The 26,748-nt window shown below is 40.1% G+C and carries 24 protein-coding genes; 12 read left to right on the top strand and 12 right to left on the bottom strand.

What is annotated here, in order from left to right; all coding sequences use genetic code 11:
• Window positions 1-23 precede the first annotated feature (23 nt).
• Both AAEU31_RS08355 and AAEU31_RS08350 read right to left on the bottom strand, forming a co-directional pair.
• Window positions 24-170, bottom strand: coding sequence for a DUF2897 family protein (locus tag AAEU31_RS08355; protein WP_421966964.1), 147 nt, complete (start codon window positions 168-170; stop codon window positions 24-26).
• A gap of 39 nt (window positions 171-209) precedes the next feature.
• A complete protein-coding gene (locus AAEU31_RS08350; RefSeq protein ID WP_421966963.1) occupies window positions 210-746 on the bottom strand; it encodes an acyloxyacyl hydrolase in 537 nt (178 codons plus the stop codon).
• 238 nt (window positions 747-984) lie between these two features.
• Here AAEU31_RS08350 and AAEU31_RS08345 point away from each other — a divergent pair, with 238 nt between their 5' ends.
• A complete protein-coding gene (locus AAEU31_RS08345) occupies window positions 985-1,578 on the top strand; it encodes an MlaC/ttg2D family ABC transporter substrate-binding protein (RefSeq protein WP_135926296.1) in 594 nt (197 codons plus the stop codon).
• A 248-nt stretch (window positions 1,579-1,826) separates the two neighbouring features.
• Window positions 1,827-3,164 carry an ankyrin repeat domain-containing protein gene (locus AAEU31_RS08340; protein WP_135925513.1) on the top strand — a complete coding sequence of 446 codons (1,338 nt, stop codon included), beginning with the start codon at window positions 1,827-1,829 and terminating at the stop codon, window positions 3,162-3,164.
• A gap of 86 nt (window positions 3,165-3,250) precedes the next feature.
• On the opposite strand, the gene AAEU31_RS08335 is transcribed toward AAEU31_RS08340, so the two are convergent.
• The 5 genes from AAEU31_RS08335 to AAEU31_RS08315 are packed head-to-tail and all read right to left on the bottom strand — an operon-like array spanning window position 3,251 to window position 6,787.
• Window positions 3,251-3,706: a DUF2069 domain-containing protein gene (locus AAEU31_RS08335; RefSeq protein WP_421966962.1), complete on the bottom strand. Its 456-nt coding sequence runs from the start codon at window positions 3,704-3,706 to the stop codon at window positions 3,251-3,253.
• Window positions 3,703-4,257: an NAD(P)H:quinone oxidoreductase gene (gene wrbA / locus AAEU31_RS08330; RefSeq protein ID WP_135925508.1), complete on the bottom strand. Its 555-nt coding sequence runs from the start codon at window positions 4,255-4,257 to the stop codon at window positions 3,703-3,705. The genes AAEU31_RS08335 and wrbA overlap by 4 nt, the downstream gene beginning before the upstream one ends.
• Window positions 4,257-4,604: an arsenate reductase (glutaredoxin) gene (arsC, locus tag AAEU31_RS08325; RefSeq protein WP_421966961.1), complete on the bottom strand. Its 348-nt coding sequence runs from the start codon at window positions 4,602-4,604 to the stop codon at window positions 4,257-4,259. Before arsC ends, wrbA begins: the two co-directional genes overlap by 1 nt.
• A 55-nt stretch (window positions 4,605-4,659) precedes the next feature.
• Window positions 4,660-6,120, bottom strand: a complete 1,461-nt coding sequence (gene bepA, locus AAEU31_RS08320) for a beta-barrel assembly-enhancing protease (protein ID WP_135925502.1) — start codon at window positions 6,118-6,120, stop codon at window positions 4,660-4,662.
• A gap of 1 nt (window position 6,121) precedes the next feature.
• Window positions 6,122-6,787: a hypothetical protein gene (locus tag AAEU31_RS08315; RefSeq protein WP_135925500.1), complete on the bottom strand. Its 666-nt coding sequence runs from the start codon at window positions 6,785-6,787 to the stop codon at window positions 6,122-6,124.
• 365 nt (window positions 6,788-7,152) lie between these two features.
• On the opposite strand from AAEU31_RS08315, the gene AAEU31_RS08310 reads away from it, so the two are divergent.
• Together AAEU31_RS08310 and AAEU31_RS08305 are read left to right on the top strand one after the other, a co-directional pair.
• Window positions 7,153-8,220, top strand: a complete 1,068-nt coding sequence (locus AAEU31_RS08310) for an AI-2E family transporter (RefSeq protein WP_135925495.1) — start codon at window positions 7,153-7,155, stop codon at window positions 8,218-8,220.
• A gap of 118 nt (window positions 8,221-8,338) precedes the next feature.
• On the top strand, window positions 8,339-10,594 hold the full coding sequence (locus AAEU31_RS08305; protein ID WP_421966960.1) for an aminotransferase class V-fold PLP-dependent enzyme: 2,256 nt from the start codon (window positions 8,339-8,341) through the stop codon (window positions 10,592-10,594).
• A gap of 71 nt (window positions 10,595-10,665) precedes the next feature.
• Here the strand turns inward: AAEU31_RS08305 and AAEU31_RS08300 are convergent, their stop codons facing one another.
• Window positions 10,666-11,697, bottom strand: coding sequence for a LacI family DNA-binding transcriptional regulator (locus tag AAEU31_RS08300; protein ID WP_135925490.1), 1,032 nt, complete (start codon window positions 11,695-11,697; stop codon window positions 10,666-10,668).
• Window positions 11,698-12,045: 348 nt separating this feature from the next.
• On the opposite strand from AAEU31_RS08300, the gene pgi reads away from it, so the two are divergent.
• The 5 genes from pgi (at window position 12,046) to AAEU31_RS08275 (ending at window position 21,161) form a co-directional block, all read left to right on the top strand.
• Window positions 12,046-13,692, top strand: a complete 1,647-nt coding sequence (gene pgi, locus AAEU31_RS08295) for a glucose-6-phosphate isomerase (protein WP_421966959.1) — start codon at window positions 12,046-12,048, stop codon at window positions 13,690-13,692.
• 280 nt (window positions 13,693-13,972) lie between these two features.
• Window positions 13,973-15,445 carry a glucose-6-phosphate dehydrogenase gene (zwf, locus tag AAEU31_RS08290; RefSeq protein ID WP_421966958.1) on the top strand — a complete coding sequence of 491 codons (1,473 nt, stop codon included), beginning with the start codon at window positions 13,973-13,975 and terminating at the stop codon, window positions 15,443-15,445.
• Between the two features lie 5 nt (window positions 15,446-15,450).
• On the top strand, window positions 15,451-16,161 hold the full coding sequence (gene pgl / locus AAEU31_RS08285; RefSeq protein WP_135925482.1) for a 6-phosphogluconolactonase: 711 nt from the start codon (window positions 15,451-15,453) through the stop codon (window positions 16,159-16,161).
• A 708-nt stretch (window positions 16,162-16,869) separates the two neighbouring features.
• The gene (locus AAEU31_RS08280; RefSeq protein ID WP_206769186.1) at window positions 16,870-19,410 is read left to right on the top strand and encodes a TonB-dependent receptor; all 2,541 of its coding nucleotides are present in this window, start codon (window positions 16,870-16,872) and stop codon (window positions 19,408-19,410) included.
• Window positions 19,411-19,649: 239 nt separating this feature from the next.
• Window positions 19,650-21,161 (top strand): tryptophan halogenase family protein, encoded by a 1,512-nt coding sequence (locus AAEU31_RS08275; RefSeq protein ID WP_421966957.1) that lies wholly within the window; start codon window positions 19,650-19,652, stop codon window positions 21,159-21,161.
• Window positions 21,162-21,199: 38 nt separating this feature from the next.
• Here AAEU31_RS08275 and AAEU31_RS08270 read toward each other — a convergent pair whose 3' ends face one another.
• Complete coding sequence (locus tag AAEU31_RS08270; protein ID WP_295512472.1) at window positions 21,200-21,910, bottom strand: DUF6445 family protein; 711 nt, start codon at window positions 21,908-21,910, stop codon at window positions 21,200-21,202.
• Window positions 21,911-22,153: 243 nt separating this feature from the next.
• Here AAEU31_RS08270 and AAEU31_RS08265 point away from each other — a divergent pair, with 243 nt between their 5' ends.
• Together AAEU31_RS08265 and AAEU31_RS08260 are read left to right on the top strand one after the other, a co-directional pair.
• The gene (locus tag AAEU31_RS08265; RefSeq protein WP_135925472.1) at window positions 22,154-22,858 is read left to right on the top strand and encodes a SapC family protein; all 705 of its coding nucleotides are present in this window, start codon (window positions 22,154-22,156) and stop codon (window positions 22,856-22,858) included.
• Between the two features lie 125 nt (window positions 22,859-22,983).
• A complete protein-coding gene (locus AAEU31_RS08260; protein WP_421966956.1) occupies window positions 22,984-24,018 on the top strand; it encodes an isoaspartyl peptidase/L-asparaginase family protein in 1,035 nt (344 codons plus the stop codon).
• 56 nt (window positions 24,019-24,074) lie between these two features.
• Here AAEU31_RS08260 and queF read toward each other — a convergent pair whose 3' ends face one another.
• Window positions 24,075-24,920 carry an NADPH-dependent 7-cyano-7-deazaguanine reductase QueF gene (gene queF / locus AAEU31_RS08255; protein ID WP_138556854.1) on the bottom strand — a complete coding sequence of 282 codons (846 nt, stop codon included), beginning with the start codon at window positions 24,918-24,920 and terminating at the stop codon, window positions 24,075-24,077.
• Between the two features lie 59 nt (window positions 24,921-24,979).
• On the opposite strand from queF, the gene syd reads away from it, so the two are divergent.
• Complete coding sequence (gene syd, locus AAEU31_RS08250; protein WP_421966955.1) at window positions 24,980-25,519, top strand: SecY-interacting protein; 540 nt, start codon at window positions 24,980-24,982, stop codon at window positions 25,517-25,519.
• 61 nt (window positions 25,520-25,580) lie between these two features.
• On the opposite strand, the gene AAEU31_RS08245 is transcribed toward syd, so the two are convergent.
• Both AAEU31_RS08245 and AAEU31_RS08240 read right to left on the bottom strand, forming a co-directional pair.
• Complete coding sequence (locus AAEU31_RS08245; protein WP_135925464.1) at window positions 25,581-26,354, bottom strand: Zn-ribbon-containing protein; 774 nt, start codon at window positions 26,352-26,354, stop codon at window positions 25,581-25,583.
• Window positions 26,354-26,620, bottom strand: a complete 267-nt coding sequence (locus AAEU31_RS08240) for a hypothetical protein (protein WP_054553723.1) — start codon at window positions 26,618-26,620, stop codon at window positions 26,354-26,356. The genes AAEU31_RS08245 and AAEU31_RS08240 overlap by 1 nt, the downstream gene beginning before the upstream one ends.
• Between the last annotated feature and the right edge of the window lie 128 nt (window positions 26,621-26,748).

Here is a 26,748-nt window from a genome sequence, read left to right as displayed (position 1 = left end):
AAGCCTTTTTAAAAAAGCCCTGATTATTCATCAGGGCTTTTTTTATCTTTACCAGTGTCATCTTTAGGTACATTGAAGTCCATTTTCGCAGCATGTTTTAGCAACATAAGGTTACCAATTACTACACCAAATACTGCAACAAAAATGCCTATAATTTGCCATGTTTCCATCTTGAAATCCTGTAAATATATGCAGCACAATAGTAGCACTTAAAATCGTTTGGCATAAGACAGTGAAATAAAATCAAGTCCAGGGTTAGGGCTTTTAAATCCGGCGTTGGAATAGTGTAAATACCTGAGTGCTAAGCTTGTGTTGTTTCCTAGGTCTGCTACTAATCCTAACCTGTCCTCAAACTGGTAGTGAGTACTAACATTTTTGCCTGCAAAATGGGTGTCATCCAACAGTGAAACCCCAATACCAAACTCCACATGAACAGGTATGTTTTTCACATTAAACGCCGGGTATTGGACCACTGGAGAAACAGCTAACACGATATTCGTTTGATGTCTGTTGTCTTTGCCATACTGCCAAACATTAAAGCTTGATTCGAAGTATACCCGAGCATGTTCAAAAGGCAGTTTTTCGTTTGGTAAATGGTATTGATAGGCAAGTTTTAACCCTTTCACATCACCTTCACCTTGAATGTAATCAATGGCATAGCCATGATTTTGGGCGGCATCAATCGATGGTGCTATTAGTAATGCTGTGCTTAGTGCAAGTGCTTTTAGTGGGTGTTTTAATTTCATATCGGTAATTCTTACTATGACTTTGAGCAAGTAGATAGGGGTGGTGACATTGCTTTTTCAATGTGCGTAAACACACAGAACTTGTGCACATTCTCGCTTTTTTAAGCAATCCATTGAAAAACTTGGTAAAAACCGATTGATGCCAATTTGGCATTAAAACGTTGACGTATTGTTTCTTTTTTTGTGGTTTCAATATCGGTATATTGGCGGAAATTTTCAATCACAAGCGAATACGATGATGACCAAATTAGTTAACTCACTTTTGCTAATTGCAACGTTACTTACTACAAGCGTGTTTGCTAGCGAAGACCGTTCGCCAAAGCAATTGTTAGAGTCAGTCACAGCAGACTTATTTGTTGATATTGCTAATGTAAACTCCAAAGGTGACGCTAGCACTGAGGCAATGGCTAGTATTGTTGAAAAACGTTTGCTGCCCCATATGGATACCAAGTTCGTATCATATAAGTTGTTGGGTAAACACATAAAAGGGTTACGCCGTGAGCAAGCAATCGATTTTATCGCAGCTGTAGAGCATTACTTAACAGTAACTTATGCGGGTGCATTGATGAAATACACTGGGCAAAAAGTAGTGTTCGATCCATCACAGTTGATAGATGACGGATATGCAACGGTAAAAACTCAGATCATTGATGATAATGCGCCGACTATTGATTTACACTTTAAACTTCGCCAAGGTAAAGACAAGCAATGGAAGGTATACGATATTGTTGCTGAAGGTATTTCTTTATTAAGTGCTAAGCAAAAAGAAGTACTTCAACGTATCAGCCAAGTGGGCATTGATAAAGTGACTCAAGAGTTAGCAAGTAAGTAGCAGTCTCCAACCAAGCAGTGAGTATTACCAATGTACCACTGCTTTTCTATTTTCTTTAAAAATCACCTACTTTGCGCTAGCACCAATTGCCCTCTGTGGTAGAATCAAGCTAGTTTTTTCATCTTGAAGTATCGAATTAGATACTCGTTGTTTTGTTTCATTATTAAGCTCAGTGTCAGTTAGTTTTTGCTATAACGTAGAGCTTAATAAGTCACCTAATAATGCGTGAGCGGAGTTGTGTTGTTTTAATGGAAAATGTACTAATTTGGCCAAAGGAGTACCCGTTACTGATCAAAGGATTAGCTGAGCAAAACGGGGCTTATATTTTAGACGCTTTAGAAGCTTGGCCTGCATGTCGTTCAACCAATGAAGATGATGGTGTCTGTGCGACAGTCCTTCCGCCTATTTATTATCTTTCTTGGTTAACTCCACTAGATCCATTCGAAGAGTGCTATTTTCAACATATTTCTGAGTTTGACGAAGCTGCATTGAACTATATCAATGCGATGAAACAGCACTTTTTAGAAAATGAATATACTCCTGAGAGCTTAGTGCTGATGTTGTGCCAGCGTTTAGAAAAATACGCAAGTGCATTTGCCCAATCAGCGGTAAAAACGCCCATTACATTGATTCAACAGTTATTTAATCGCCGATACTTTACGGTGATTGAGCATGTCTTGGAGCAAGGGGCTAAGATGTCTGCAGAAGATGTGCTGACTCTTTGGACCGAAGTAGACTTTAGAGAACGTTTTAGCGGATTTATCCCTGACTCTGTGGCTGATTTAGAGCAGTTAACTGCGTTAGCCGCTGAAAAAGTTGCCCACGGTGAGGATTATTTCACGTTACTTAAGTTGATCTCTCCGGATGTTGATTCGGTGTCTCTTTTAGAACAAGCATTGCTTGCTCACTTAAGCCATGAAAGTGCCAAACAAACCATGGCTAAGCGCTTTATTGAACAAGGGGCTACTGGCACCCTAGCTGATGAGAATGGTAAAACAGCTTTTATGTGGGCAACAGAGAAAGGGTATGTCAATGTTGTTGAAACCCTGCTTGAGCACCAAGATAAAACCATTCAAGACAATAAAGGCAACACAGCTCTTCATTACGCAGTGTTCGCTGAAAATGCGCCTTTACTCGTTTTGTTACTCAAAAATGGTTTTGACTTCAGAGTACGCAATAAAGATGGCTTAAGTTGTTATCGGTTAGCTGTGAGTATTAAAGCTGATAATTTAGTCAAGGTTCTTGAACATGACTTCGGGATTAAAGAGCTTTCGCCTGAAGGGCAGTTTGACCGCGTTAAAAAAGTGCACCTATTGCACGCCATAGTTACCTTACTATTTCCTGTGCAATTGTTTTTCTTCTTTGATGACAGTATTGCCATTAAAAGTGAGTTAACACTTAGCTTTACGCTGGTTTCTATTCTGTGCTTTTTCTTTGCTACCAGTTTGAAGCGATGCGCACTTTACCCGCATATACGCCATCCATGGGGACTTTTCTTATTAAGAATGTTCTCGTTACTTAGCTTAATCGGGCAAGTTGGTCTGGCAAGTATCGTCGCTTTAGCTACCTTAGCTGAGTTAGTGTGATTAGTTAACGATTAGCAAATATGACATAAAAAAACGGCAACCTTGGTTGCCGTTTTTTGTTTCATCTTTAGATAAAAGAATCGGTATTATTTATCGTGCTCGTGAGCGGCTTTTTCTTCAGCTAGCTCTTCTTTTAATTTACGTATCTTAAGACCAAGCTCTTGTCCACGGTGGCGTGCATAATAGGTACAGCCAATAAACATCAGACTGGCAAAGGTTAACTCAAGTAACACCCAAATCAGCTGTTCTTGTGCCACCCACAGTAATGTAAAACCATGGATAAAATAGAACATTACGATAAAGTTGGCCCATGCATAGGTATAAGGTTTATCTTGAATAATGCCTTTAAGTGGGAGCAGCAGGGGAAGTATATAAACTAGAAAGATAAAGGCATTGCTATGTCCTTCTCTTGGGGCAATTAAAAACAACCAAATCGGCATCAAAACTAATAAGCCAACATAACCTATTAACGCAAAACGTTGAAATCGTTTAGTGATAGGCTTTTTGGCTACGGGCTGTTTTAATTCAGTGTCCACGCTCATTGTAATTTACTCGCAATTTGCGCCAAACGTTTTCCAACACTTTGGCATATTTTAATTTCGTCTTTACTTAATACATTGCTGTTGTTGCTACCTGCAACATGACTGGCCCCGTAAGGCGTTCCACCAGTTTCAGTTGCGAGTAATTCAGGCACCTCATAAGGCACACCGAGCAACATCATGCCGTGGTGTAATAATGGCAGCGATAGATTTAATAAAGTGGCTTCATTACCACCATGCATACTACTGGATGACGAAAACACACAAGCTGGTTTGTCGATTAATTGACCTTTTAACCATAAGTCGCTGGTGGTTTCCCAGAAGCTCTTTGCTTGTGAGGCCATCATGCCAAATCGTGTCGGGGTGCCAAATGCCAAACCATCGCAATTAATTAGATCATCTTTGCTGATCACAATATCGTGCGGCTGACGCTGCACAAATGTGCGTAGTAGGGCAGTAGCACCTTGCTGCTCAATTGACTCGGCTATCTCATGTGCCATAGCTTCCAAAGAGCCATGGCTTGAGTGGTATAGCACAACAATGTTTATAGCCATTAAAGTACGCTTAATACGTTTTCTGGTGGACGACCTAGAGCAGCTTTGCCATTGTTCTCAACAATAGGGCGCTCGATTAGTTTTGGATTGGCCACCATCGCAGCAATTAACTTGTTCTCGTCTTGCTCGTTTTTCAGTTCAAGCTCTTTGTAGATATCTTCCTTTGTGCGCATTAACTCACGCGCTGAGGTAAAGCCTAGCTGTGTCACAAGCGTTGCAATTTGTTGTTCATTAAGTGGTGTTTTTAGGTATTCAACAACACGTGGCTGCACATTATTGCTTTCTAATAGGGCAAGGGTTTCACGTGATTTAGAACAACGAGGGTTGTGGTAAATAGTTACAGACATAGCGTGGTCTCTGATTTTAATAATTTGGCTTATTTTAGGGCAAGCAGTGCAAGACTTAAAGTCTCGCAAGCTCTTTTTGTAACTGTCGGTATTGCGTGAGTAGGGCTTTTAAGCGCTGCTGTTTTACTAACTCTTCGGGTTCAACAAAATTGAGCGCTTTTTGAATTTCATCGGCCGCTTTTAAATAAGCGCCATATTGGGCCAGTACATCTGCATGGGCTTCATGGTAGGAGGCCATGTTTTCTTGTTTTTTGTACACATCAGCAATGAGCTCTTTAGCAAGGTTGTGATCAGGCTTTGCGAGTAAGTAAGACTTTAAAATACGCTCAGCAACATCAAATTGTTTTGCTTCAATGGCGGCATTAGCGTAGTTAAGGGCGATAACCTGATTGTTAGGTCTGTCGATATCTAACTTAGCTAAAAACTCAACCGCTTCATCGGCTTTACCTTGGGCAATTAATAAGTCGGTGTGGGTATCGATGTAAAATAAATTCTTTGGATCTTGCTCAAGCAGAGGATTAAGAATGCTGGCTGCTTCATCTAGCTTTTTTTGATCCAATAAACTAATACCCAATCCATATTTTAAGGCGGTGTCGTTATGTACGCTATTATCACGCATCAGCTTACGGAAAAGATCTTCTGCCGCTTTAGGTTTTTGGTGATACCTTGCTATAACTCTGCTTTTGGCTAAGTTGAAGTCGAGACTGTCTGAGTAATGTCTCTTTGGGTATTGCTCTGCACGTAACCGCACATCTGATACCCGGCTTTCGGGTAGTGGGTGGGTAAGCAAAAATGCAGGTGGCTTATATTTATAGCGAATTTGCGCAGCGAGCTTGGTTAAAAACTCGCTTGATTGGCGCGGATCAAACCCTGCATTGTTGAGAGTTTGCATGCCGATGCGGTCAGCTTCTTGTTCAGCTGCACGGCTATGAGTAAGTTGACTAAATGCGGCTTGAGTCTGGTTTGCTGAAATAATCGCTATCCCAGCATCTGGAGCAACAACGGTTGCTAATATCCCCGCAATCATGCCTGCAATAGTAAGTGCGCTGTTATCTTGCTGCTGCTGAATACGACGCGCTAAATGGCGCTGTGTGACGTGGGCAATTTCATGGCCGAGCACTGAGGCAAACTGACTTTCGTTGTCTGCTTGAGCGATGAGGCCTGTGTGAACACCCACATGACCTCCGTAAAATGCAAAAGCATTTATCTCTGGGTTGTTTATCCAAAAAAATGAAAAGGGAAAACGCACATCGTTTGCGTTAGCAACTAATCGACGACCTAATGTCGTTAGGTATTCATCAAGCACAGGATCATTGACGACGGGTGATGAGCCACGAATTTGCATCATCATTACTTCGCCTATTGCTTGCTCTTTTTCAATAGGCAAGGCTTGTAAAGCCGAGGTCCCTAAATCGGGCAGCTTAAAATTAGTTTGCGCCTTCAACGGCTCACTATGCAGTATCGAAAATGTTAGTAAAGCACTGCATAGTGTTATAAAGGCTGATTTTAGTCGCATCTTATTCCTTGTTGATTTGCTCACCTAACATGACTTTTGCTATGTCTATTTCGTCGCTGCATGCTCGGCTATCTTTTTCACACAATTGATAGAAATCTTTTATTGTGACTCCGTCTAGCTTAACAACGTTCAACTCCCGTTGTAAAAAAGTTATGATTTTATGTACGACTTTGTGTGCGTGTAAGATTAAGGCTTTATCAGCTTTATCGCCACGTTCAAAATAAAAAGCTATAAATTTGTGTAGTTGATTAAAGCGTATAAGGTTCCTCATTGAATGCGGATCCCAGACTCTAAACTCCATAAATCGATTGTCTTTGATGTATTGGTCAACAGTGACATCTTTAGCAAAGGGGTAGGCCCATAATTCGAAACCTCGATCGGTAAAGCTCTGGTGCAATGCGATGCGTGGCTTTTGCTCACAGACAATTTCACCCATGTCGGTTTCGTAGCCTCCTAGTAGCTCAAGGTTCCAATTTCTGGGATCTATTAATCTTTTTACCGCATTGTCAAAGCCATGATCTAAAATACCCTCAGATTCACTCACTGACGATGCTACCAAATGGTAAAATGGCGGCAACTCCCCCCAGTTTATTTGTTTTTTATACCAATTAATCTCTTTAAGAGTTGGATTCGCAGGCAATTGCGCTTTATTATGCGAGCCAGGCATCGTGTTTCCTTTACTACCAGTTATTGATTAAGGATAAACTATTGTTTTGCGTGTTTTAAGAAAAAAATGAGTTCTTCTCACTATAAAGGATTATTTTTCCAAGATGCTGACATCTTATACTTATTATTCATATTAATAACGCAGTTGATTCGCTATGTTAATGGTTGATTTGAGGGACTATAAGTGCCCACAACAATTTATTCAGTTTAAATTAGGGTTAAATAAGGCACAATCTGTTAATCAACCCGTCACTTTTACATTTAATGCTGCACACTCTAGTGATGATATGCAGCGCTTTTTAGAAAAACATCATTACCATTTTGAAATTGACCTAGAATTAGGTGTGTTAACCGTGGAGCCCGTTTGTGTTTGAATATGTAAAAGCTTGGTACGAAAATAAATTTTCTGATCCCCATTCAGTAACCTTATTGTTGCTGTTAATTGCAACCTTTGCATTTTTCTATTTTTTTGGCTCCTTACTGGTACCTGTTTTAGTCGCGCTGGTAATTGCTTATTTACTTGATTGGCCTGTAGCGCATTTAGAAAGGCTAGGTTTAAAACGCTTCACTGCCACAATTATTGTCATGTTAGTGTTTAGTGGCTTAATGATCACCATTATCGTCGGCATGGGCCCTGTGCTTTGGCAGCAAACCAGTAACCTCGTGCAAGAAACCCCTTATATGATTGAAAAAGGTAAAGCGCTGCTTTTACATCTTCCTGAGGATTACCCAAGTTTGATCACTGAAGATCAGGTTAAATCAATTGTTACCAGTGTTGAAACCAAAGCTATTGAGTTTGGTCAGTTAGTACTATCAGTGTCATTAACGTCTATAAAAGATGTGGCAGCTTGGTTGATTTATTTGATTTTAGTACCGCTACTTGTGTTCTTTATGCTTAAAGATAAGTTAGAACTTACACAAAGTGCTGAACGTTTATTACCTAAGCAGCGCCGCTTAATCATTCAAGTTTGGCAAGAAATGAATCAGCAAATAATGAATTATATTCGCGGCAAGGTATTTGAAATTTTAATTGTTGGTACAGCTTCTTTTATCGCCTTTGCCGTTTTAGATCTACGTTACGCGGCCTTGTTAGGTGTTTTGGTTGGTCTATCTGTATTAATTCCCTTTGTAGGGGCGGCACTGGTGACTATTCCTGTGGCTGCGGTGGCGTTGTTCCAATTTGGTTTAGAAACGCAGTTTTGGACCATTCTAATCATCTATGGTGTGATTCAAGCACTTGATGGCAATGTGTTAGTGCCTTTACTGTTCTCTGAAGCTGTTGACTTAAACCCGGTGTTTATAATTGTTGCAGTGTTGTTTTTTGGTGGTTTATGGGGATTTTGGGGGGTGTTCTTCGCAATCCCGCTAGCTTCATTAGTAAAAGCACTTATAAATGCATGGTCATCTAAAAAAGAAGAGTTGATTGAGCGCTAGCTTAGTCTTAAAAAGTATAGAAAACGCACTTTACTGACTAATTGATTATTATAATTTAGCCGTGAAAACTGTAAAATAGGTTATAAGATATATCTTTTAGTAATATGGTGCGTTTTACATGGCAAGTTTTTTCCTTTCTGACGATGCTAATCAACAAATTTATTTAGATGCGAATGCAACGACTCCTGTACTTTCTGACATTGCCGATGTTGTTTCGCACACGATGCAAGTTTGCTTTGGTAATCCATCGAGCTCTCACATTACAGGTATTCAAGCTAAACACCTATTAGAACAAACACGCACCAAAGCACGCGAAGTGATAGGTGCTACCGATGGCGATATTTTATTTACCTCAGGTGCGACCGAAGGTATTCAAACGGCGGTTGTTTCAACGCTTATTGCTGCTAAAAATCACCAAATCGAGAACCCTGTATTACTTTATGGGGCTACAGAACATAAAGCGGTGCCAAATACCTTAAAGCATTGGAATAATGTGCTTGATATCAATGCACGCGTTTTAGCTATTCCAGTTGATAAAAACGGTATTTTAGATCTTGAGTTTATTCGTGAACATGCTGCTAATGCATTGATGATCTGTACTATGGCAGTAAATAACGAGACCGGTGTGTTCCAAGATTTAACCGCCATTGAGCGAGTAATTCGCAGTGAGAACAATAATGTAGCCTGGATGGTAGATTGTGTTCAAGCATTAGGAAAAACCAATTTAGCACTTAGCGAAACAACGATAGATTATGCGCCATTCTCTGGTCATAAATTGTATGCACCGAAAGGTATCGGTGTGCTGTATATTCGTAAAGGCAGTGCGTACACACCATTTATAGCGGGTGGCGGCCAAGAAAGCGGAATGCGCTCAGGCACCGAGAACCTACCAGGTATTGCTGGTTTAAATAAACTGTTCTCACTATTACTTGATAAACAAAACCAGACATTTAAGCCTCTTGAGCAGTTGCATGATTATCGTAAGCAGTTACATGCAGCTCTCTTAGATACGTTTGGTAGCATTACTTTTAACCATAGTTTTGAGCATTCAGTGCCCACTACATTAAACTTTGCAGTTAATGAACTAACCAGTAAAGAAGTGATGGACTTATTTGATGCTGCGGGCATCCGAGTAAGCGGTGGCTCTGCATGTAGCTCTGGTGCTAATCGTAGCTTTGTTCTTGATGCAATGGGCGCTAGTAATTGGCAAAGTGAAAATGCGATTCGTATGTCGTTTGGCCCAGCTGCAAGCCAACAAGAAATTGACTTTGCCTGTGAAAAAATCCGCTCTTTAAAACCGATTCTAGAAGCTAACTGCCTAGTTGTCTCTGATAGCACATCGCCTCAGCAAGAAGTCTGTGCGATTGGCTTAACACAACTTCGTCATCAGGCGGCATGTTGTTGGTTGTATGTTGATTGCGATAAAAACGCAGTGGTGATTGATCCTATCATTGAGCTTATCCCGCGCATGGCAAAAATTGTCGTGACACAAGGCTTAACTGTTCAAGCGATTATTGATACGCATAATCACCAAGAGCGTTTATCAGCTCGTTGTTTACTAACCAAAGAGCTAGCAGAGCGTTATGTTACCAATGAGATAGATGAACTTGGTTGGCCGAAAGGGTCAGCAACTATCGAATTAAGCGGTGTACGCTTAAGCAAAATAGCGACACCGGGTCACAGTGAAGACAGTGTTAGCTATTTATTGAAAGATACGCAAAGTGGTGAGGTCAGCTATTGTTTCTGTGGTGATTTAATCTTACCAGGTGGCTTAGGTAACACGGCAATTAGCGGTGGCGATGCAGCAAAAATGGCACAATCACTAAAACAGCTTGCAATGGCAATCACAGATTCAACAGTGATTTGTTCAGGTCATGATTATCAACAATGCTTTGCAATGGATTGGCACGCACAAAAAGCAACGACGCCATTATTAGCAAAACTATTAAATGAGCAAGTATCAGATGTTCAGTTTGTTGAGTTAAAGCAACAAGCGGATGAACAAAAGCATGCAGAGAGTCACTCTTTATGTGGCTATGTTGAAACACTTGAAAGTGCGCCGATGAAACAGCTAGCAGCAACCGACGCTAAAGCAATGTTAGACGATAAGACAACTTACCTAATCGATACGCGCGAACCTTATGAACATGGTGCGAATAATTTAGCTGAGTTATTCACAGTTGCAGATAGCAAAGTGATCAACATTCCATTAAGCCGTATGGCTAATGCTATAGTCCAAGGGCAGCTTAATAAAGCACATAACTACATTTTGGTGTGTCGTAGTGGTAACCGTTCAAAACAAGCCGCAAACAATTTGTCGCAGTTAGGTTTTGAAAATGTGTATAACTTAAATGGCGGTTTAGCATTGTTTTGATTGGTATCAGAACAATTCAGTCATCAAACAAAAAAGCCGCTAAATAGCGGCTTTTTCGTAACTTGAATAAATTAAGCTGAGGTTGGGCCTGAGCTTTCCCGTACCACTAATGAAGGGGTAAAGGTCGTGATGATGTCTTTATCTTGATTACGTGCACCACGGGTTTTTCTAAACAATAACCGAGCGGCATGCTGTGAAATCACATCATTCGCTTGATGGGCTGTTGTTAGTTTCGGCCAAGTTTGACGCGAGAATGGCGAGTCTTCGAAACCAGTGATAGAGAGTTGCTGTGGAATTTCAATGCCCATTAATCGTGAAGCAAATAACGCACCCGCAGCCATCTCATCGTTTCCGCCAAGTAAGGCTGTAATGTTTTTCGGGTTATTCTCACCAAGCAATGCTTTTGCACCTTCAACACCAGATTCAAAAGAATATTGGCCTTCGTAGATCAGATCATCATTCAATGGGATGTTGTGATCCCTTAGCGCAGCCTGATAACCCTCTAAGCGTTCGGTAGTTGACTTATGTTCTTTGTCGCCGCATAAAAAGCCGATATTTTTATGACCAAGCGAGAGTAGGTGAGCAGTAATTTCGTACGCTGCCGCGTAGTCATTTACATAAATACAGGTGTCTTGATCTTCCTCTGTAGGACGACCAGAAAGCACACGCACATAATGAATGCCCATTTCGTCAAGCATTTCTATGATACTGTTTTGTTCTGAAAGAGGTGGTGTTAATACAAGGCCTGCCAAACGCGAGCGCTTGATCATGGTTTTAAAGTCTTCTTGCATATTCGCATCAAGATAGCTGCATGGATGAATAACCAACTCATAGCCTTCTTCTTTGCAGCGTGATAGCACCCCATTTTGCATGTCGATAACATAGTATGCATTGGGGTTGTCATATACCAGACCAACAGTAAAAGACGATGTGCCTGCAAGGTTACGAGCTGCAAGGTTTGGCTGATAGTTCAACGTATTTACAGCGTCCATCACTATGTCGTACGTTTTTTTTCTGACAGATGGCTCTTTATTGATCACTCGCGAAACAGTTTTCATTGAAACACCAGCGAGTTTGGCTACATCATTTATGGTTACTTTCATACAGTTACTTTATAGTTAGTTATATTTGTATTATAATAATATCGAAAAGTGTTCACCAGAGCGCTTTTTCTTAATAGGTACATTAATATTTAATATAAGTTAGTTAGTGTATCTAATGTTCTACCAAATTAGCAGTAAAATAATTGAGATAATTTTTATGATACCGGTGTCAAAAGAGAAAAATTGCGCTATTATCTCGACTATAAAATGTAAAAGTAGAACATTGACAGCGTTGTCATTTTAACTTAGTGTTAATTTTCATCGTGTTTTTAATTGCTGTCTTTATTCAACATTAATAAAAAGATAGTTAAAAATCAGTTTGTTGCAAGTTTTGAGGGGATTATATATATGAGCAGCCGTTCGCAATTAGCTAGTTGGCAAGCACTATCTGAAAGTGCCAAGAAGATGAAACAAATTCATCTTAAAGATTTATTTGCCAAAGATAGCACGCGTTTCGAGCAATTCTCAGCTCAGATCCCAGGTGTATTATTCGATTACTCGAAGCAACAAATTGATAAAACAGTTTTTGAACAATTAATCTCTTTAGCGAAAGAGTGTGACATTAGCGCATGGCGCGAAAAAATGTTCAGTGGTGAAAAAATTAACATTACTGAAGACCGTGCTGTACTTCATACTGCACTTCGTAACCGTGCTAATACAGCTATAATGGTTGATGGTGAAAACGTAACAGACGCAGTAAACGCTGAGCTTGCTAAAATGAAAGCGTTCGTTAGCAAGGTTCGCAGTGGCGAGTGGTTAGGCTACACAGGTAAAGCTGTGAAAGATGTCGTTGCAATTGGTGTAGGCGGTTCAAATTTAGGCCCGCAAATGGCAACTGAGGCGCTTGCAGCCTACGCTGATGACACATTAAATGTTCATTACGTATCAAATGTTGATGGTGTTCAGATTGCATCAGTTTTACAAGGTTTAGACGCTGAAACGACGTTATTTGTTATTTCATCTAAAACGTTTACAACATCAGAAACCATGACTAATGCTAAATCAGCGGTTGAATGGTTTTTGCAAACAGCACAGGCTCAAGAGCACATTGCTAAGCACTTTGTTGCTGTTAGTACAAATTTAGAGAAAACAGCAGCTTTTGGCATCGCTGATGAAAACGTATTCACAATGTGGGATTGGGTAGGCGGTCGCTTTTCATTATGGAGTGCGATAGGCTTACCAATTGCCTTGTATTTAGGCTTTGAAGCATTTGAAGAAATCTTAGAGGGTGCGTTTGAAATTGATGAGCATTTTAAAAATGCTGAATTTGAAAACAACGTACCATTATTAATGGCGCTTTTAAGTGTTTGGAATACGAGTTTCTTAGGTTATACGGCGCAAGCTATTTTACCTTACGACCAAGCATTACACATGTTACCTGCATATTTACAGCAAGGTGAGATGGAAAGTAACGGTAAGCACGTTACTTTTGATGGTGAAACAGTGTCTTACACAACAGTACCTATTATTTGGGGTATGACTGGTATTAACGGCCAACACGCATTTTACCAATGTCTGCACCAAGGTAATGTAATTGTACCAGCTGACTTTATTGCCTCAATTGAGCCGCAAGTTAATGTTGGTAAGCACCATGATATCTTATTATCAAACTTCTTTGCACAAACCGAAGCAATGATGGCCGGTGTTGATGCAGAGCAAATAACTGCTGATTTAACCGCAAAAGGTAAATCTGAAGCAGAAATTGCAGAATTATTGAATCACAAGATTCATCAGGGTAATCGCCCAACAACCTCAATGTTATTAGACAAGGTTGATGCAAAAACAGTTGGTCGCTTAATTGCACTTTATGAGCACAAGATTTTCTGCCAAGGCATCATCTTAGAAATCTGTTCTTTTGATCAGTGGGGTGTAGAGCTAGGTAAAGGACTTGCTTCTAAAATTGAAGCTGAATTATTTGATGACACAGTAAGTCATCCGCATGACAGTTCAACGAATGGACTGATCGCTTACTATAAAACGCATCGTAAGCAGTAACAGATTCGCAGCAATAGCTGCAAAACGGATACCTTTGAACGGGTAGCGCTGGAGTTCTTAGGGCCTGTATTTTTGTGAGAGGATTTACAGAGCCCCTAAGACTCATTTACTTCAGCCAATACAAGAATAATGAGTAAGCTACTCACAAAACAAATTCAACAGGTTTTGTTAATGGAACTATCAAACAAAGCCAGATCAACCAGATAACAACGAGCATTGCCAAATTTCATGAGAGTCATGGAGTTAATTTATTCGGCATTGCCAATGTAGAGAGTGATATATGCTAAATCCATTTGATATCGTAATTTTTGGGGGCGGTGGTGATCTTGCGTTACGCAAATTGCTTCCTGCAATGTATCGCGCTTATCAAGAAGGTAATTTACCTCAAGGTTCGCGCATCCTTCCTACGGTACGTGACCAAAACAAATGCAAAGAATATATCGAGACAGCTCATAAAGCTTTGCAAGAATTTTTAGGTAAAGGTGAATACAACGCAAAAGATTGGAAAGCGTTTGCATCTTACTTAGTTCCTGTTGTTTCAAACGTTACTGAAGCCGATGATGACTGGGATAAGCTAAGAGATATTTTAAATGAACACGATGCTGATAAGTCTCGTGTTTTTTACCTTTCATTACCACCTGCAGTATACGGTAGCTGCTGTGAAATTTTATCTTCAAAAGGGTTAATCACAGAAACATCACGTGTAGTGGTTGAAAAGCCAATTGGTTACTGTGGTGAGTCAGCAGAAACAATCAATGCGAAAATTGCTGAATACTTTAATGAAGAACAGATTTTCCGTATTGACCACTACTTAGGTAAAGAAACCGTACAAAACTTAATGGCACTGCGTTTTTCTAACTCTTTGTTTGAAAATTTGTGGGATGCTAAATCAATCGATAATATCCAAATCAGCTTGTCAGAAACGGTTGGTTTAGAAAGCCGTGCTGGTTTCTACGACAAAGCCGGTGCATTACGTGATATGGTGCAAAACCACTTGCTGCAGTTACTTTGCTTAGTAGCAATGGAATCACCAAATAAATTAAACGCCAATAGCATCCGCACTGAAAAGTTAAAAGTACTTGAGTCGTTACGTCCGTTAGTGGCTGAAGATGTTGATGCGAACATCGTACGTGGTCAGTACGTGCCAGGTAACTTAGACGGTAAAATCGTCCCTGGTTACTTAGAAGAATTAAACGAAGGTGCTAGTAAAACTGAAACATTCGTTGCTATTCGTGCGCATATTGATAATTGGCGTTGGGCTGGTGTGCCTTTCTATCTTCGTACTGGTAAGCGTATGAAAAAGCGTTGTGCTGAAATCGTTGTTGAATACAAAAAGGTTTCACACAATGTTTATACAGACAACGTAGGCAATATTGAGCCAAACCGTCTCGTTATTCGTCTGCAACCTGAAGAAACAATTCAATTAACATTGATGTCTAAGCGTCTTGATAACCTTGAGATGCAGTTAGAGCCAGTAACAATGAACATTGAGTTATCTCAGGCTTATAGTAATGGTTTCCATTCAGATGCTTATAAGCGCTTAATGTTAGATGCTGCGGCAAATAATCCATCACTGTTTATTCACCGTGATGAAGTGCGCCAAGCTTGGAAATGGATTGATCCAATTATTGAGCGCTGGCAAGAAAAAGGCGCCCCTTCGTTATACCGAGCAGGTACTTGGGGACCGGACGATGCTGATGAATTGTTAGAAGAAAACAATCATGTATGGTTTAACACAGGCGATAAGGCGTAATTAAGATGGCAACAATTGTTGAAAAATTCTTTGCAAACAAAGACGAATTAACAGCTGAGCTTTCTTCAAGCCTTGAACAAAGCCTTGTTGCTGGTATTAAAGAAGATGGTCGCGCGGTACTGATGGTATCGGGTGGCTCATCGCCGGCACCTGCTTATAAGCATTTATCAAACCTTGAACTTGACTGGGCAAACATTGATGTAGCTATGGTTGATGAGCGTTGGGTTGATGCTGATCATGAAAAAAGTAATGAAGCATTTATCAAAAGCACGCTGTTACAAAACCATGGCGCTGCAGCTAATTTCGTAACGATGAAAAATGACGCATTAACGGCTCAAAATGGTGTAGCTGATTGTGAAGCTGCCTATAAAGCATTAAAGCGTCCTTTTGACGTGACTATTTTAGGTATGGGTCCTGATGGTCACACAGCATCACTTTTCCCACACGCCGAAGGCCTTGAACATGGCTTAGCCACAGATGATTTAGTGTGTGCAATTAACGCCATTGAAAGTGATGTAACTGGCAAGATCACTGAGCGTATGACGCTAACGTTATCTGCAATCGCAGATTCTAAAGTTGTTAAGCTATTAATTAGCGGTGAAGAAAAACTTGCAGTATATAAACAGGCTAAAGAGGGCGGTGCAGTTGCTGACATGCCTTTGCGTGCAGTATTAAATCACCCACACATCAATATTGAAGTTTATTGGGCACCTTAATCGCCTAATCAAACCAACTTATCTAAAGCGAGCTTAGGCTCGCTTTTTTGTTGTTAAATATTCACTTTAAACAAACCATTTCGTATCAACGCACTTTCTTAAAATAGCGCCACAAAGTGTTAGACAAGTACAAAATGGCCCTATATAATTAAAAATGACAACGCTGTCATTGTTATTGATTGTTATTCTCAAACCCCTTTAGCTTACTCTGCCCAGAAAAAGTTAAAAATAAATTGTACATGACAGAGTGCTTTTAGAAACAAGCTAGTTTCTTAAGCTAATCAACTGTTAGATAACAGTTTTTATATAACTTTTAGTTATGGTTAATAGTTGCACAGTGGCAACTTAAGCTTACAAAAATGCACGTTATTTTTAGCTGTTTTCAAAAACTCATCCTTTTGGTCTTTTCATCTGTAATATCACTCATGCTATATTTGCGCCGTTTATTTGTAACAATTCTTAAAAACTCAATATTAAATATTAGTTATATCAATTACTTGATTATTTCGTTGTAAATTTTTTGCACAAATTAACCAAAAAGATGTAGCACAAATGTAATTTAGAGTGTATGGTTTGTTACTAGATGACAGCGTTGTCATCATCACTGGGCAGAAGTGATATAAAAAACCAACAAAATGATTCAAGGGGAATCCTGTGTTAGCTAAAAATTTTAAGAAAAGCTTATTAGCAGTTAATATCGGCCTCGTAATGAGTGCTGGGTTCACTGGCGCTGCATACGCAGCAGAAGAAACTAAAGTTCAAGAAGATGTTGAAGTAATTGAAGTTCGCGGTATTCGCCGTTCACTTGAAGCTTCAATGAATACTAAGCGCTTTGCTGACAGCGTTGTCGACGCTGTTTCTGCAGAAGACATTGGTAAATTTCCTGATGGCGATGTAGGTGAAGCACTTGGTCGTATTTCAGGTGTTGCAGTTAACCGTCAATTCGGTCAAGGTCAGCAAGTGTCTATTCGTGGTGCTTCAAGCCAATTAACACGCACACTTTTAAACGGTCAAACTGTTGCATCAACAGGTTGGTATGACCAACAATCAATCGATCGTAGTTTCAACTACACACTTTTACCACCTGAATTAGTTGGTGAAATCCAAGTTTATAAATCTTCTCAAGCAGACGTTGTAGAAGGTGGTGTAGGTGGTACTGTTATTGTTAACACTCGTAAGCCTCTTGATCTTGACGCTGGTACGACTTTCTTAAGTGTAAAAGGCGATTACGGCACAATCTCTGAAGAAACTGACCCTCAAGTTTCTGGCTTATTTAGCTGGAAAAATGACGAGGAAACATTCGGTGTTTTAGGTTCGGTATCTTGGGCTGAAACAAACTACCAACGTAACGGTATCGAATCACTGATTGGTTGGGGTGATATTGTTCCTACTACGTTCCAACAGGAGCGTGAGCGAACAGCATTAAATGCAACTTTCCAGTATCGTCCTACAGAAAACCTAGAGCTAGGTTTAAACATCATGAGCCTTGAGTTAGATGCAAACAATGCAAATACCTCAAACTTTGTAATGTTCCCTGACGACAAAGAAGCAGCTTGTGAGCAAACAAATGCATCAGGTACATGTACTTTCTACCGTCGTACGGGCGAAGGCGCAAACCCTGGTTGGGTTCAAACTTGGGCTCGTATTGCAAGCATGACATCTGATACAGCTGATTTTAGCCTTAAATACGAAGGTGAAAACTTCACTCTAAAAGGTCGTTTTGGTACAACTGAATCAGAAGGTGGTACAGACCTAACTGCAAACTACGGTAACTTCATCGGTGTTCCATCTGATTACGCAGGTACTTATGATGCAACGGGCGATGTGATCAAAATTGATATCAATAACAAATACTTTGAAGCATCAGACTTTGCAGGTCCATTATCTCCAGCTGGTTGGGCACTTAAAAAGCAACCTAATACAGATGAAGAAACTTACGCACAGTTAGACCTTTCTTTCCCTGTAGATTTTGGTGCTATCACAGCAATCAAAACAGGTTTCCGTTGGGCTGACCATGAAGTAAAACAAGAGACTTACTCAACTACTTTAGTTGATACATTACCAAGTGGTGATGGTGAGACTTATTACTCAGGTACTATGTCATCAGGTGCTGGTTTTACTTTACCTGAGCCAGACTTTGACAAGATGGTAACTGATGCACGTGCTGCAATTGCAAGCTTCGATAACGATTCAGCTGTATACCGTTCAGGTTACGGTACAATCGAAGAAGAAAACTTCGCAGTTTACGCAATGGCTGAGTTCTCTGCAGAATCTATCCGCGGTAACTTCGGTTTACGTTATATCTCTACAGATGCAGAATCAGATTACTACGGTTTTGCAAATGGTGAGTACGAAAGCTCACTAAGCACAGATAAAGCTAGCTACAACGACGTATTACCTAGCATCAATATCGCTTTTGATTTAGCTGAAGATGTAATTTTACGTACCTCTGCAGCGCAAGTTATTGCACGTCCTAACTACACAGATATGTTCTCTGCATCATCTTTTGCAGGTTACGCTGATGGTACAGCAAATAACGAAGTACTAACTAAAGGGAACGTAGGCCTTAACCCATTCAAAGCAACTCAAGCTGATTTAGGTATCGAGTGGTACTTTGATGGTGACGGTATGGTAAGTGCAACTTACTTCTTCAAAGACATCACATCATTTGTTACTTCAAGCCAAATCTTGAATCAACAAATCGGTGTTGTAGACCCAGATACTCAAGGTGATAACTGGACGTTATCTACTAAGCTTAATGCAAGTGGTGGCCAAATCGAAGGTATCGAGCTACAAATTCAAGATGGCTTTGATAGTGGCTTTGGTTACTCAGCAAACTACACATTCGTAGATGCACCATCAGAAGCTGAAAACTATCCAGATATGATCCCATTATTCTCAGATTCGTCTAAGCATACTGTGAACTTAGTGGGTTACTATGAAACAGATACTTACTCAGCACGTTTAGCTTATAACTGGCGTTCAGAGTACATGATCCGTGAGCTACCTGGTTTCTACGGTAACCGTGAGCACCAATCATACGGTACACTTGATTTCAGTGCTAACTACAGCGTAACTGATAACATTGACGTAACGTTTGAAGCTGTTAACTTAACTGAAGAAGATAGCGTACAAATCGGTGTTGCACCTGCTGATGCAGAAGTAGTTCCAGAGCTTCGTAACGGCTATCCAGCATGGAGCTTTGAAGGTGAAGCACGCTACAAGCTAGGTGTATCACTACGTTTCTAAGTTGATTTAGATAACGAAATTAAGAAAGCCCAGCTTGTACTGGGCTTTTTTGTGAGTGATACCAATCCGCAATAATACTTAGTCATTTTGAGGGATTAAACCTGTCGCTACCTGCGTTAAAAATTTCTGATTTAGAACAACTAAATAACGAAATTTTTGCCTTGTTATCAACGAGGTTTTATTGCCTCAAAATAGACCATTTAATTAAGCGAATTGGTATAAAAAGTGGGCGAGTAAAAATGATAAAAAAAATCGCAATTGTTGGTGGCGGAACAGCAGGTTGGTTAGCTGCTAACCATTTGGGGCATGCGCTTTTACATAGTGGCATTGAGATCACGTTAATCGAGTCACCAAATATTGCCAGCATAGGTGTCGGTGAAGGAACTGTTCCTTCGATGCGCAACTCATTGCAAAAGTTTGGTATCAGTGAAAGTGACTTTATCAATGAATGTGATGTTACTTTTAAGCAGTCAATCAAGTTTGTAAATTGGCTAGATAAACACAAACATGGTGCTAACTTTTACCATCATTTATTTGATCATCCACATATTTTTGGTGAGCAATTAACGCAGCAGTGGCTTGCTGACGGTAACGGCAATGACTACGCTGAATTTGTTTCTAAGCAGCATGTGTGCTGTGAAAATAATCTAGCGCCAAAAACAATCGCAACACCGCAATATGCCGGTATCAACGGTTATGCTTATCATTTTGACGCTAAAAAGTTTGCTTCATTCTTAGGAAGCCATGCCACGCAACATTTTTCCGTAAAACACCTTTTTGCTGAAATTAAAGATATAACCTGTGATCAGCAAGGCTTTATTACACATCTAATTGACTCAGAAGGTAACGCCTTAGAGTTTGACTTTATTATTGATTGTTCTGGTTTTTCGGCTGCCTTTATCGGGCAAAAACTAGGGGTCGGTTTTGTCGATAAATCAGATAGCTTATTAACCGACACCGCAATCACCTTGCAAGTGCCTACACAAAGTGATGATGAAATACCGCCTTATACTATCGCCACAGCACACCAAGCTGGCTGGATCTGGGATATTGCGCTTACAGAGCGAAGAGGAGTGGGTTTTGTTTATTCATCTAAGTATATGAGCGATGAGCAAGCTCACGAAAAATTACATCGTTACTTAGGTAATAAATTTGAGCATTTAACGCCAAGAAAAATCCCGATGAAAGTAGGGCACAGAGAAAAAATGTGGCACAAAAACTGTGTCGCTATAGGGTTATCGCAAGGCTTTGTTGAGCCACTCGAAGCCACAGCTATTTTAATTGCGGACTTTTCTGCAGGGTTATTAGCTAAACGTTTTCCGCGCAGCCGCGATGACATTAAATTAGTTGCTGATGATTACAATCAGCACGTGAATTATGTATGGCAGCAAACCTTTGATTTTATAAAGATGCATTACTGTATTTCGGATAGAACCGATTCGGCCTTTTGGCGTGATAACAAGAAAACCGACCAGCTATCAGAAAAACTAAAAAATAACCTAGCACGTTGGCAGCGCTTTACACCGGTACGAGAAGACTTTGCCAGTAAGTTCGATTTATTCGACTTAGAAAACTACTTATACGTACTGTTTGGTATGCATTATGTACCAGTCAAGCAGCAATCTAAGCAGAACGACAATCAACACGTTGCTGAATTTAAGCAGCAACGCGTAAAGCAGTTATTAAATGAGCTACCTAAGCACAGAGAGCTGCTAGATAAAATAAAGAAATTTGGCTTACAGAAAAACTAGTTTTCATTAACTGAGCTGGCTAAAAAGCATTAGCCAGTTCAGTTAATTCTAAAAAACGAAGAGATAGATAAACGGCTGTTGTTAATATCATTGTTGTACTTTTTGTTATTAAAAAGAGCTGCGCTATGCAGTAGGTTGCTCTTATAAATTACTAACCTATTAACCTTTGCTTCAATATTCACCACTTTTTCAAAAAGCTCTGTGGTTTCATTTAAATAGCCCTGATGAGTTGCGCTGTGCTTTTCAGTATCAGCAATCATTTTATGTACGCTATTTTGATTATCAGCTGTCACTTTAATGATGTTATCAGGGCGGTATTTGTAAATGCCCGTACCACCCCATTCTTTAGCAGATAAATAATGCACTGCAGCAAATGTTTTATCGTCCGTCGAGTCAATATGTGGCATACGCTGTAAGGTATTTAGTTCGTCCGCATTTTGTGTAACTAATGAAAGCTTGCAGCGGTGAAGATATAAATTATTTTCACCGCTTGTAATTATCCCTTGCTCTAAAAGCTCATTAATTAACTGCTCAAAAGCACGATAGTAAGGCGCTGGCATTTCATCACGCTTGCCGGGGTAGAGCGTTCCATCACTACCGAAAGGCTGGAAATAAGCTGTTTCTGTAGCAAATTGATAAATAGGCTCAAGGCTGTGTAAAAAGTCATCAATAATAATGACAGTCTCATTAATTTCAGCAATGAAAACGCTGCTTATTTTATAGTCTTTATTTAAATGATAGCCTTCCATTGTTTGCCTCATTATTTCCATAATTGTTGAATATACTAACAAAAATAGTGGCTTATGCGTGATAATATTTACTTGTTTATAGTTTGTTTTTTCATCATTTGGGATTGATTGGTAAGGTGGGTAATTTTGTTAATCTATAATGTACAAACTGCCACAAAATTTTCACTTCCTTTTTGTTGCCAAAACCTATAGGCTTTGGGCACTAACAGCAAAAACATATTATAAAATTAATGGAGCAGTATCATGGCGGAGCAACAAGTACAGCCTTTACATAACGAAAAACATGCCAACACTAAAATCCAAAATGGCATCAATATCGAGTTTATGAAAACTCAGCACTTAGTACCTGTGGTTGCACACGAATTTGCACGCATCGCAAATGAATTCCCAATGGCATTTGTTAAAAACAACGAATCAGGTCAATTCCAAGCAGTTGCGTTATTTGGTCTAGAGCCAGGCGAAAACCTTTTCATCCAAGATGGTAAATGGACTGCGGCATTTGCTCCAATGGCAATGACTCGTTATCCACTTGGTCTTGTTAAGCACCCAGAAGCTGACCAATTTGGTATCGTAATTGACGAAGCAAGCCCATTAGTAAGTGAAGAAGCGGGTAACGCACTTTTCGAAAACGGTGAAGAGACCGATTATCTTAAACGTCGTAAAGAAGCACTTGTTTCTTACATTGAGTTTTCGCAAGTAACAGAAGCATTTACTAAATTCTTAGCAGACAAAGAATTATTAGTAGCGCAAACGCTAACAGTAGAAATTAAAGGTGAGAAAAAAGACATCAACGGTATCTACCTTGTTGATGAGAAAAAACTTAACTCACTAAGCGATGAAGAGTTCTTAGAACTTCGCAAACGTGGCTACCTAGCACCTATCTACTCTTTCTTAACGTCTACTCACCAAGTAGCTCGTTTAGCACGTTTAAAAGCAGCGCAAGCTTAATTTTAAACTGCTGAAAAAAAGCGCCATTAGGCGCTTTTTTTGTTTCTTTCATCGGTTAAAGCTTGAAATACAGCGCTGAATTATTCACATTGGGCTTACAAACTAAAATAAATATAAGTGCCCTTATGCTAAAAACATTACTTACCTCAGCCATTGCGCTTAGCGCATTATCATTTAGTACCCTAAGCTACAGTAGTGATCAACCTTTTGCTATCGCTATTCATGGTGGTGCAGGAACCATAGAGAAGAGTCGCTTCACACCAGAACAAGAAAAAGCCTATCGTGAAAAACTAAAAGAAGCAGTTGAAACCGGCTATGCGGTACTCGAAAAGGGCGGCGAGAGCTTAGATGCCATCACTGCGGCAATTAATGTGCTTGAGAACTCACCGTATTTCAACGCAGGTCGCGGTGCTGTGTATACTTATGATGGTGCTCATGAGCTTGACGCATCAATTATGGATGGCCGTACACGCCAAGCAGGTGCTGTTGCAGGGGTTAAACATATTGAAAACCCTATTAATCTGGCACGCCTAGTGATGGAAAAATCAGTGCATGTCATGCTCAGCGGTCAAGGTGCCGAAGAGTTTGCAAAAACCCAAGGTATGCCGCTGGTTGAAAACAATCTATTCGATACAGATCATCGCTACAAGGCATTATTAAAAGCCAAAGAAAAACTCGATAAACAAAAAGTAACTAGCAAAGACTACCAAGCAGCACATAAAGCCCTGCCTGTTAATTACAAAATGGGCACCGTTGGTGCAGTTGCACTTGATAAAAACGGCAATATTGCTGCAGGTACTTCAACAGGTGGTATGACTGCAAAACGCTTCGGCCGTGTGGGCGATTCACCCGTGATTGGTGCAGGTACGTTTGCTGAAAATGAATCATGTGCAGTATCTGCGACAGGGCATGGTGAGTATTTTATTCGCTACAATGTGGCAGCTGATATTTGTGCTCGCGTAAAATACCAAGGTAAAACCATTGTTGAAGCGGGTAACGAAGTGATCCACGATGTATTAATGCCTATAGGTGGCACAGGCGGTGTGATCATCATTGATGCTAAAGGGAACATCAGCTTGCCGTTTAACACCGCTGGTATGTATCGTGCGAGTAAATCAAATACATCACCAACGTATGTGGGGATTTTTAAAGACGAGTAATGAATCTTCAGACAATAAAAAACCGAGTTGAACTCGGTTTTTTATTGTCACCAACGTTATTGGCGATTAATTTTCACCTTGAAGGGAGTTTCATCTTGATTAGTTGAGCGATAAGGGTTGATATCTAAACCGCCACGGCGTGTATAACGCGCATACACTTCTAACTCTTCGAGGTTTAACTGCTGCATTAAATCGCAGTAGATACGCTCTACACATTGCTCATGAAACTCGTTATGAGTACGAAACGAAATTAAGTATTTTAATAAGGCTTCATGGCAAATTGCTTGGCCTTTATAACGAATAATCACACTCGCCCAATCTGGCTGCGAGGTGATCAAACAGTTCGATTTTAGTAAATGGCTGTGAAGGGTTTCTGAGACAACCTCATCACCATTATGACGAAGTGAGCTTGCATCAATATCATAGCTGGTGATTTCGATATCGAGATCATCAATACACTCACCCGGTAACGCTGTAAAAGGTAAACAGTTGAAATCGTCTGCTTGGTATAAGGTAACTAACACCTGTGCATTTACCGCATCTGATAAGTCTTTGCTAAGCGCTTGATGTACGTCTTCTAGCGTCTCAAAGCGTGTCTGATTAAAGCTATTCAGATACAACTTGAATGACTTAGACTCAATGATGTGACTGCTTTGGCAAGGAAATACAAAAGTAGCCACAGCGACCATTGGCTTACCCTTGCTATTTAGCCACGATAATTCATAGCCAGTCCAAATATCTTGGCCTTTAAACGGTAAGTTATCTTCGCTAACACCTAAAGCATCACGGTTTAGTTTGCGGGCAATAGGAAACAACAAACTTGGCGTATAGGTATCAACATATTCTGTGCTTTTACCAAGAACACTGTCTTTTAGTTCGGGTGAGTTGCTGTAATCTGTCATCTTTACACTTTTGTAGTTACAATGTTGGCATTATACCTAAAGCCAATGAGTTTCGCAGTATGTCTGTTTCTATAAAACTAGATAAGTTACATCAAGCATTTAGTGAAAAATGCCTAGAACGCACAGGAAAACTTCCTGTTATTGAACATGATACAGCATGGCCAAGTCCATGTGAGCAGGGCGAAGTTGATGAGCAGGGGCTTATTCAGTGGTGTGCAGTCCCACAACAACCTGCCGGCAGTTTAGATGACCTAGCCATGGCGCTCGAGTTATCTTTTCCTGAAGACTTAAACCCCTTATTTGGTCATCTTTATGCGGGTAACTTGTTATTGAATGTTGATGATCATCACATTGAATTGCTACAAGCATGGAATGAAGATGATTTTAGCCGCTTACAGCAAAATATTACGGGTCACGTACTGATGAAACGTAAGCTAAAGCAGCCAGAAACCGTGTTTATAGGCCTAACAGAGCAAGATGATCTGCTTATTACTGTATTAGTCGAAAGCGGTGAGGTTTGCTTAGAGTACGTGGGTAAAAAACCGTATCATGTATTAGCAAATAGTATCAGTGAGTTTTTAGACAAAGTAACGGTATAAACTTAATAAGTAAAAAGGGGCGATTGCCCCTTTCGTGTATCTGGTTATTGCCTATATTTGGTTATTGAAAGTCCCACGAGATATTCGAAACAATCCCACAAGGCTCACAACGAAAATCAAATAAGCCAAACCATGGTTCAGGTAATTTCCACTCGCCATCGCAACTTGGGCAGCGACGTTTAAGCTCTGACTCTTTATCAACGCCACCAACACGGTATAAATAGTAATAAACCGGCTTCTTGGTTAGAAAACTAATACGCTTAGTGATATCGCGACCACGGCGATATAAGTCACTATTGATGCTAGTTAGCTCTTCAAGCGCAGGAAATTCACAACGGGTTGCACCATTGATCTGAATTTGATCGCACGCTTGCCAGTCTTCTTGCCATTTTATTAGTGTTTTATAATCGCCATTGGCAATGGCCGGAATGCGAAATAACGGCACAGGTAAAAAGTCATCACCACAATAGAGCGGGCTACAGGTATGCACATACGTAGTGTATAGAATATAGCACGACGGATCATGACACATGTCAGCGCCATTTGAGTGAATATCTTGGCCGACCACTTTAACTTTTGGTGCAAGTAAGCCCGCGGTGTGTAATTGCTCAATACTGTGCTTTACAAACGGACTATGATTTAGCGGATGCATCGCATCTTCGGTCGGGCACATCACACGGGTAATGAAAAATCCATCTTTTAAAACCGTTGGAAATTCATCACCAATGATTTGGCCGTTAAAACGAAGTGCATTAACTAGGCGGTTTATTGCCTGCTCAGCAAGCTCTAGGGTAGTATCTTGGTAGCAATCAAAAGTCAGATCGACAACAAACATTATTTTTTCTCAAGCAGTGCTAATAACCTGTCTAATTTAGCTTCAATACGGTCCAATTGACTTTCTTTTGGTGTACTCAGTTGTTCATTTGACGGGTTATTGATGAAGTTATTAATTGAATCCGGATTGTTTTTATATTGGCTAACCGCGGCGATGATCACAGGCATCGGCATAGGTTGTGTTAGCTTACTTTTGGTTAAGGCAACTGTTGGGGTTTTACCTTCGTCAAGAAGGGTTTTAATTGCATCAAATACAACGGCATTCATTTTTGTATAAACTCTTTAATAAAGACTAATACCAACTCGTAAAATTACATAATGAAATAAACGAGCAAGCATAAAAAACATCACAGTGTATGGCTGCGATGCGCGCGTATGGTAGCAATAATAGAGGT

Source organism: Pseudoalteromonas thalassia (genome assembly GCF_049257215.1).
Lineage (GTDB): Bacteria > Pseudomonadota > Gammaproteobacteria > Enterobacterales > Alteromonadaceae > Pseudoalteromonas > Pseudoalteromonas lipolytica_C.
This window is presented reverse-complemented; position numbering and strand designations above follow the sequence as displayed.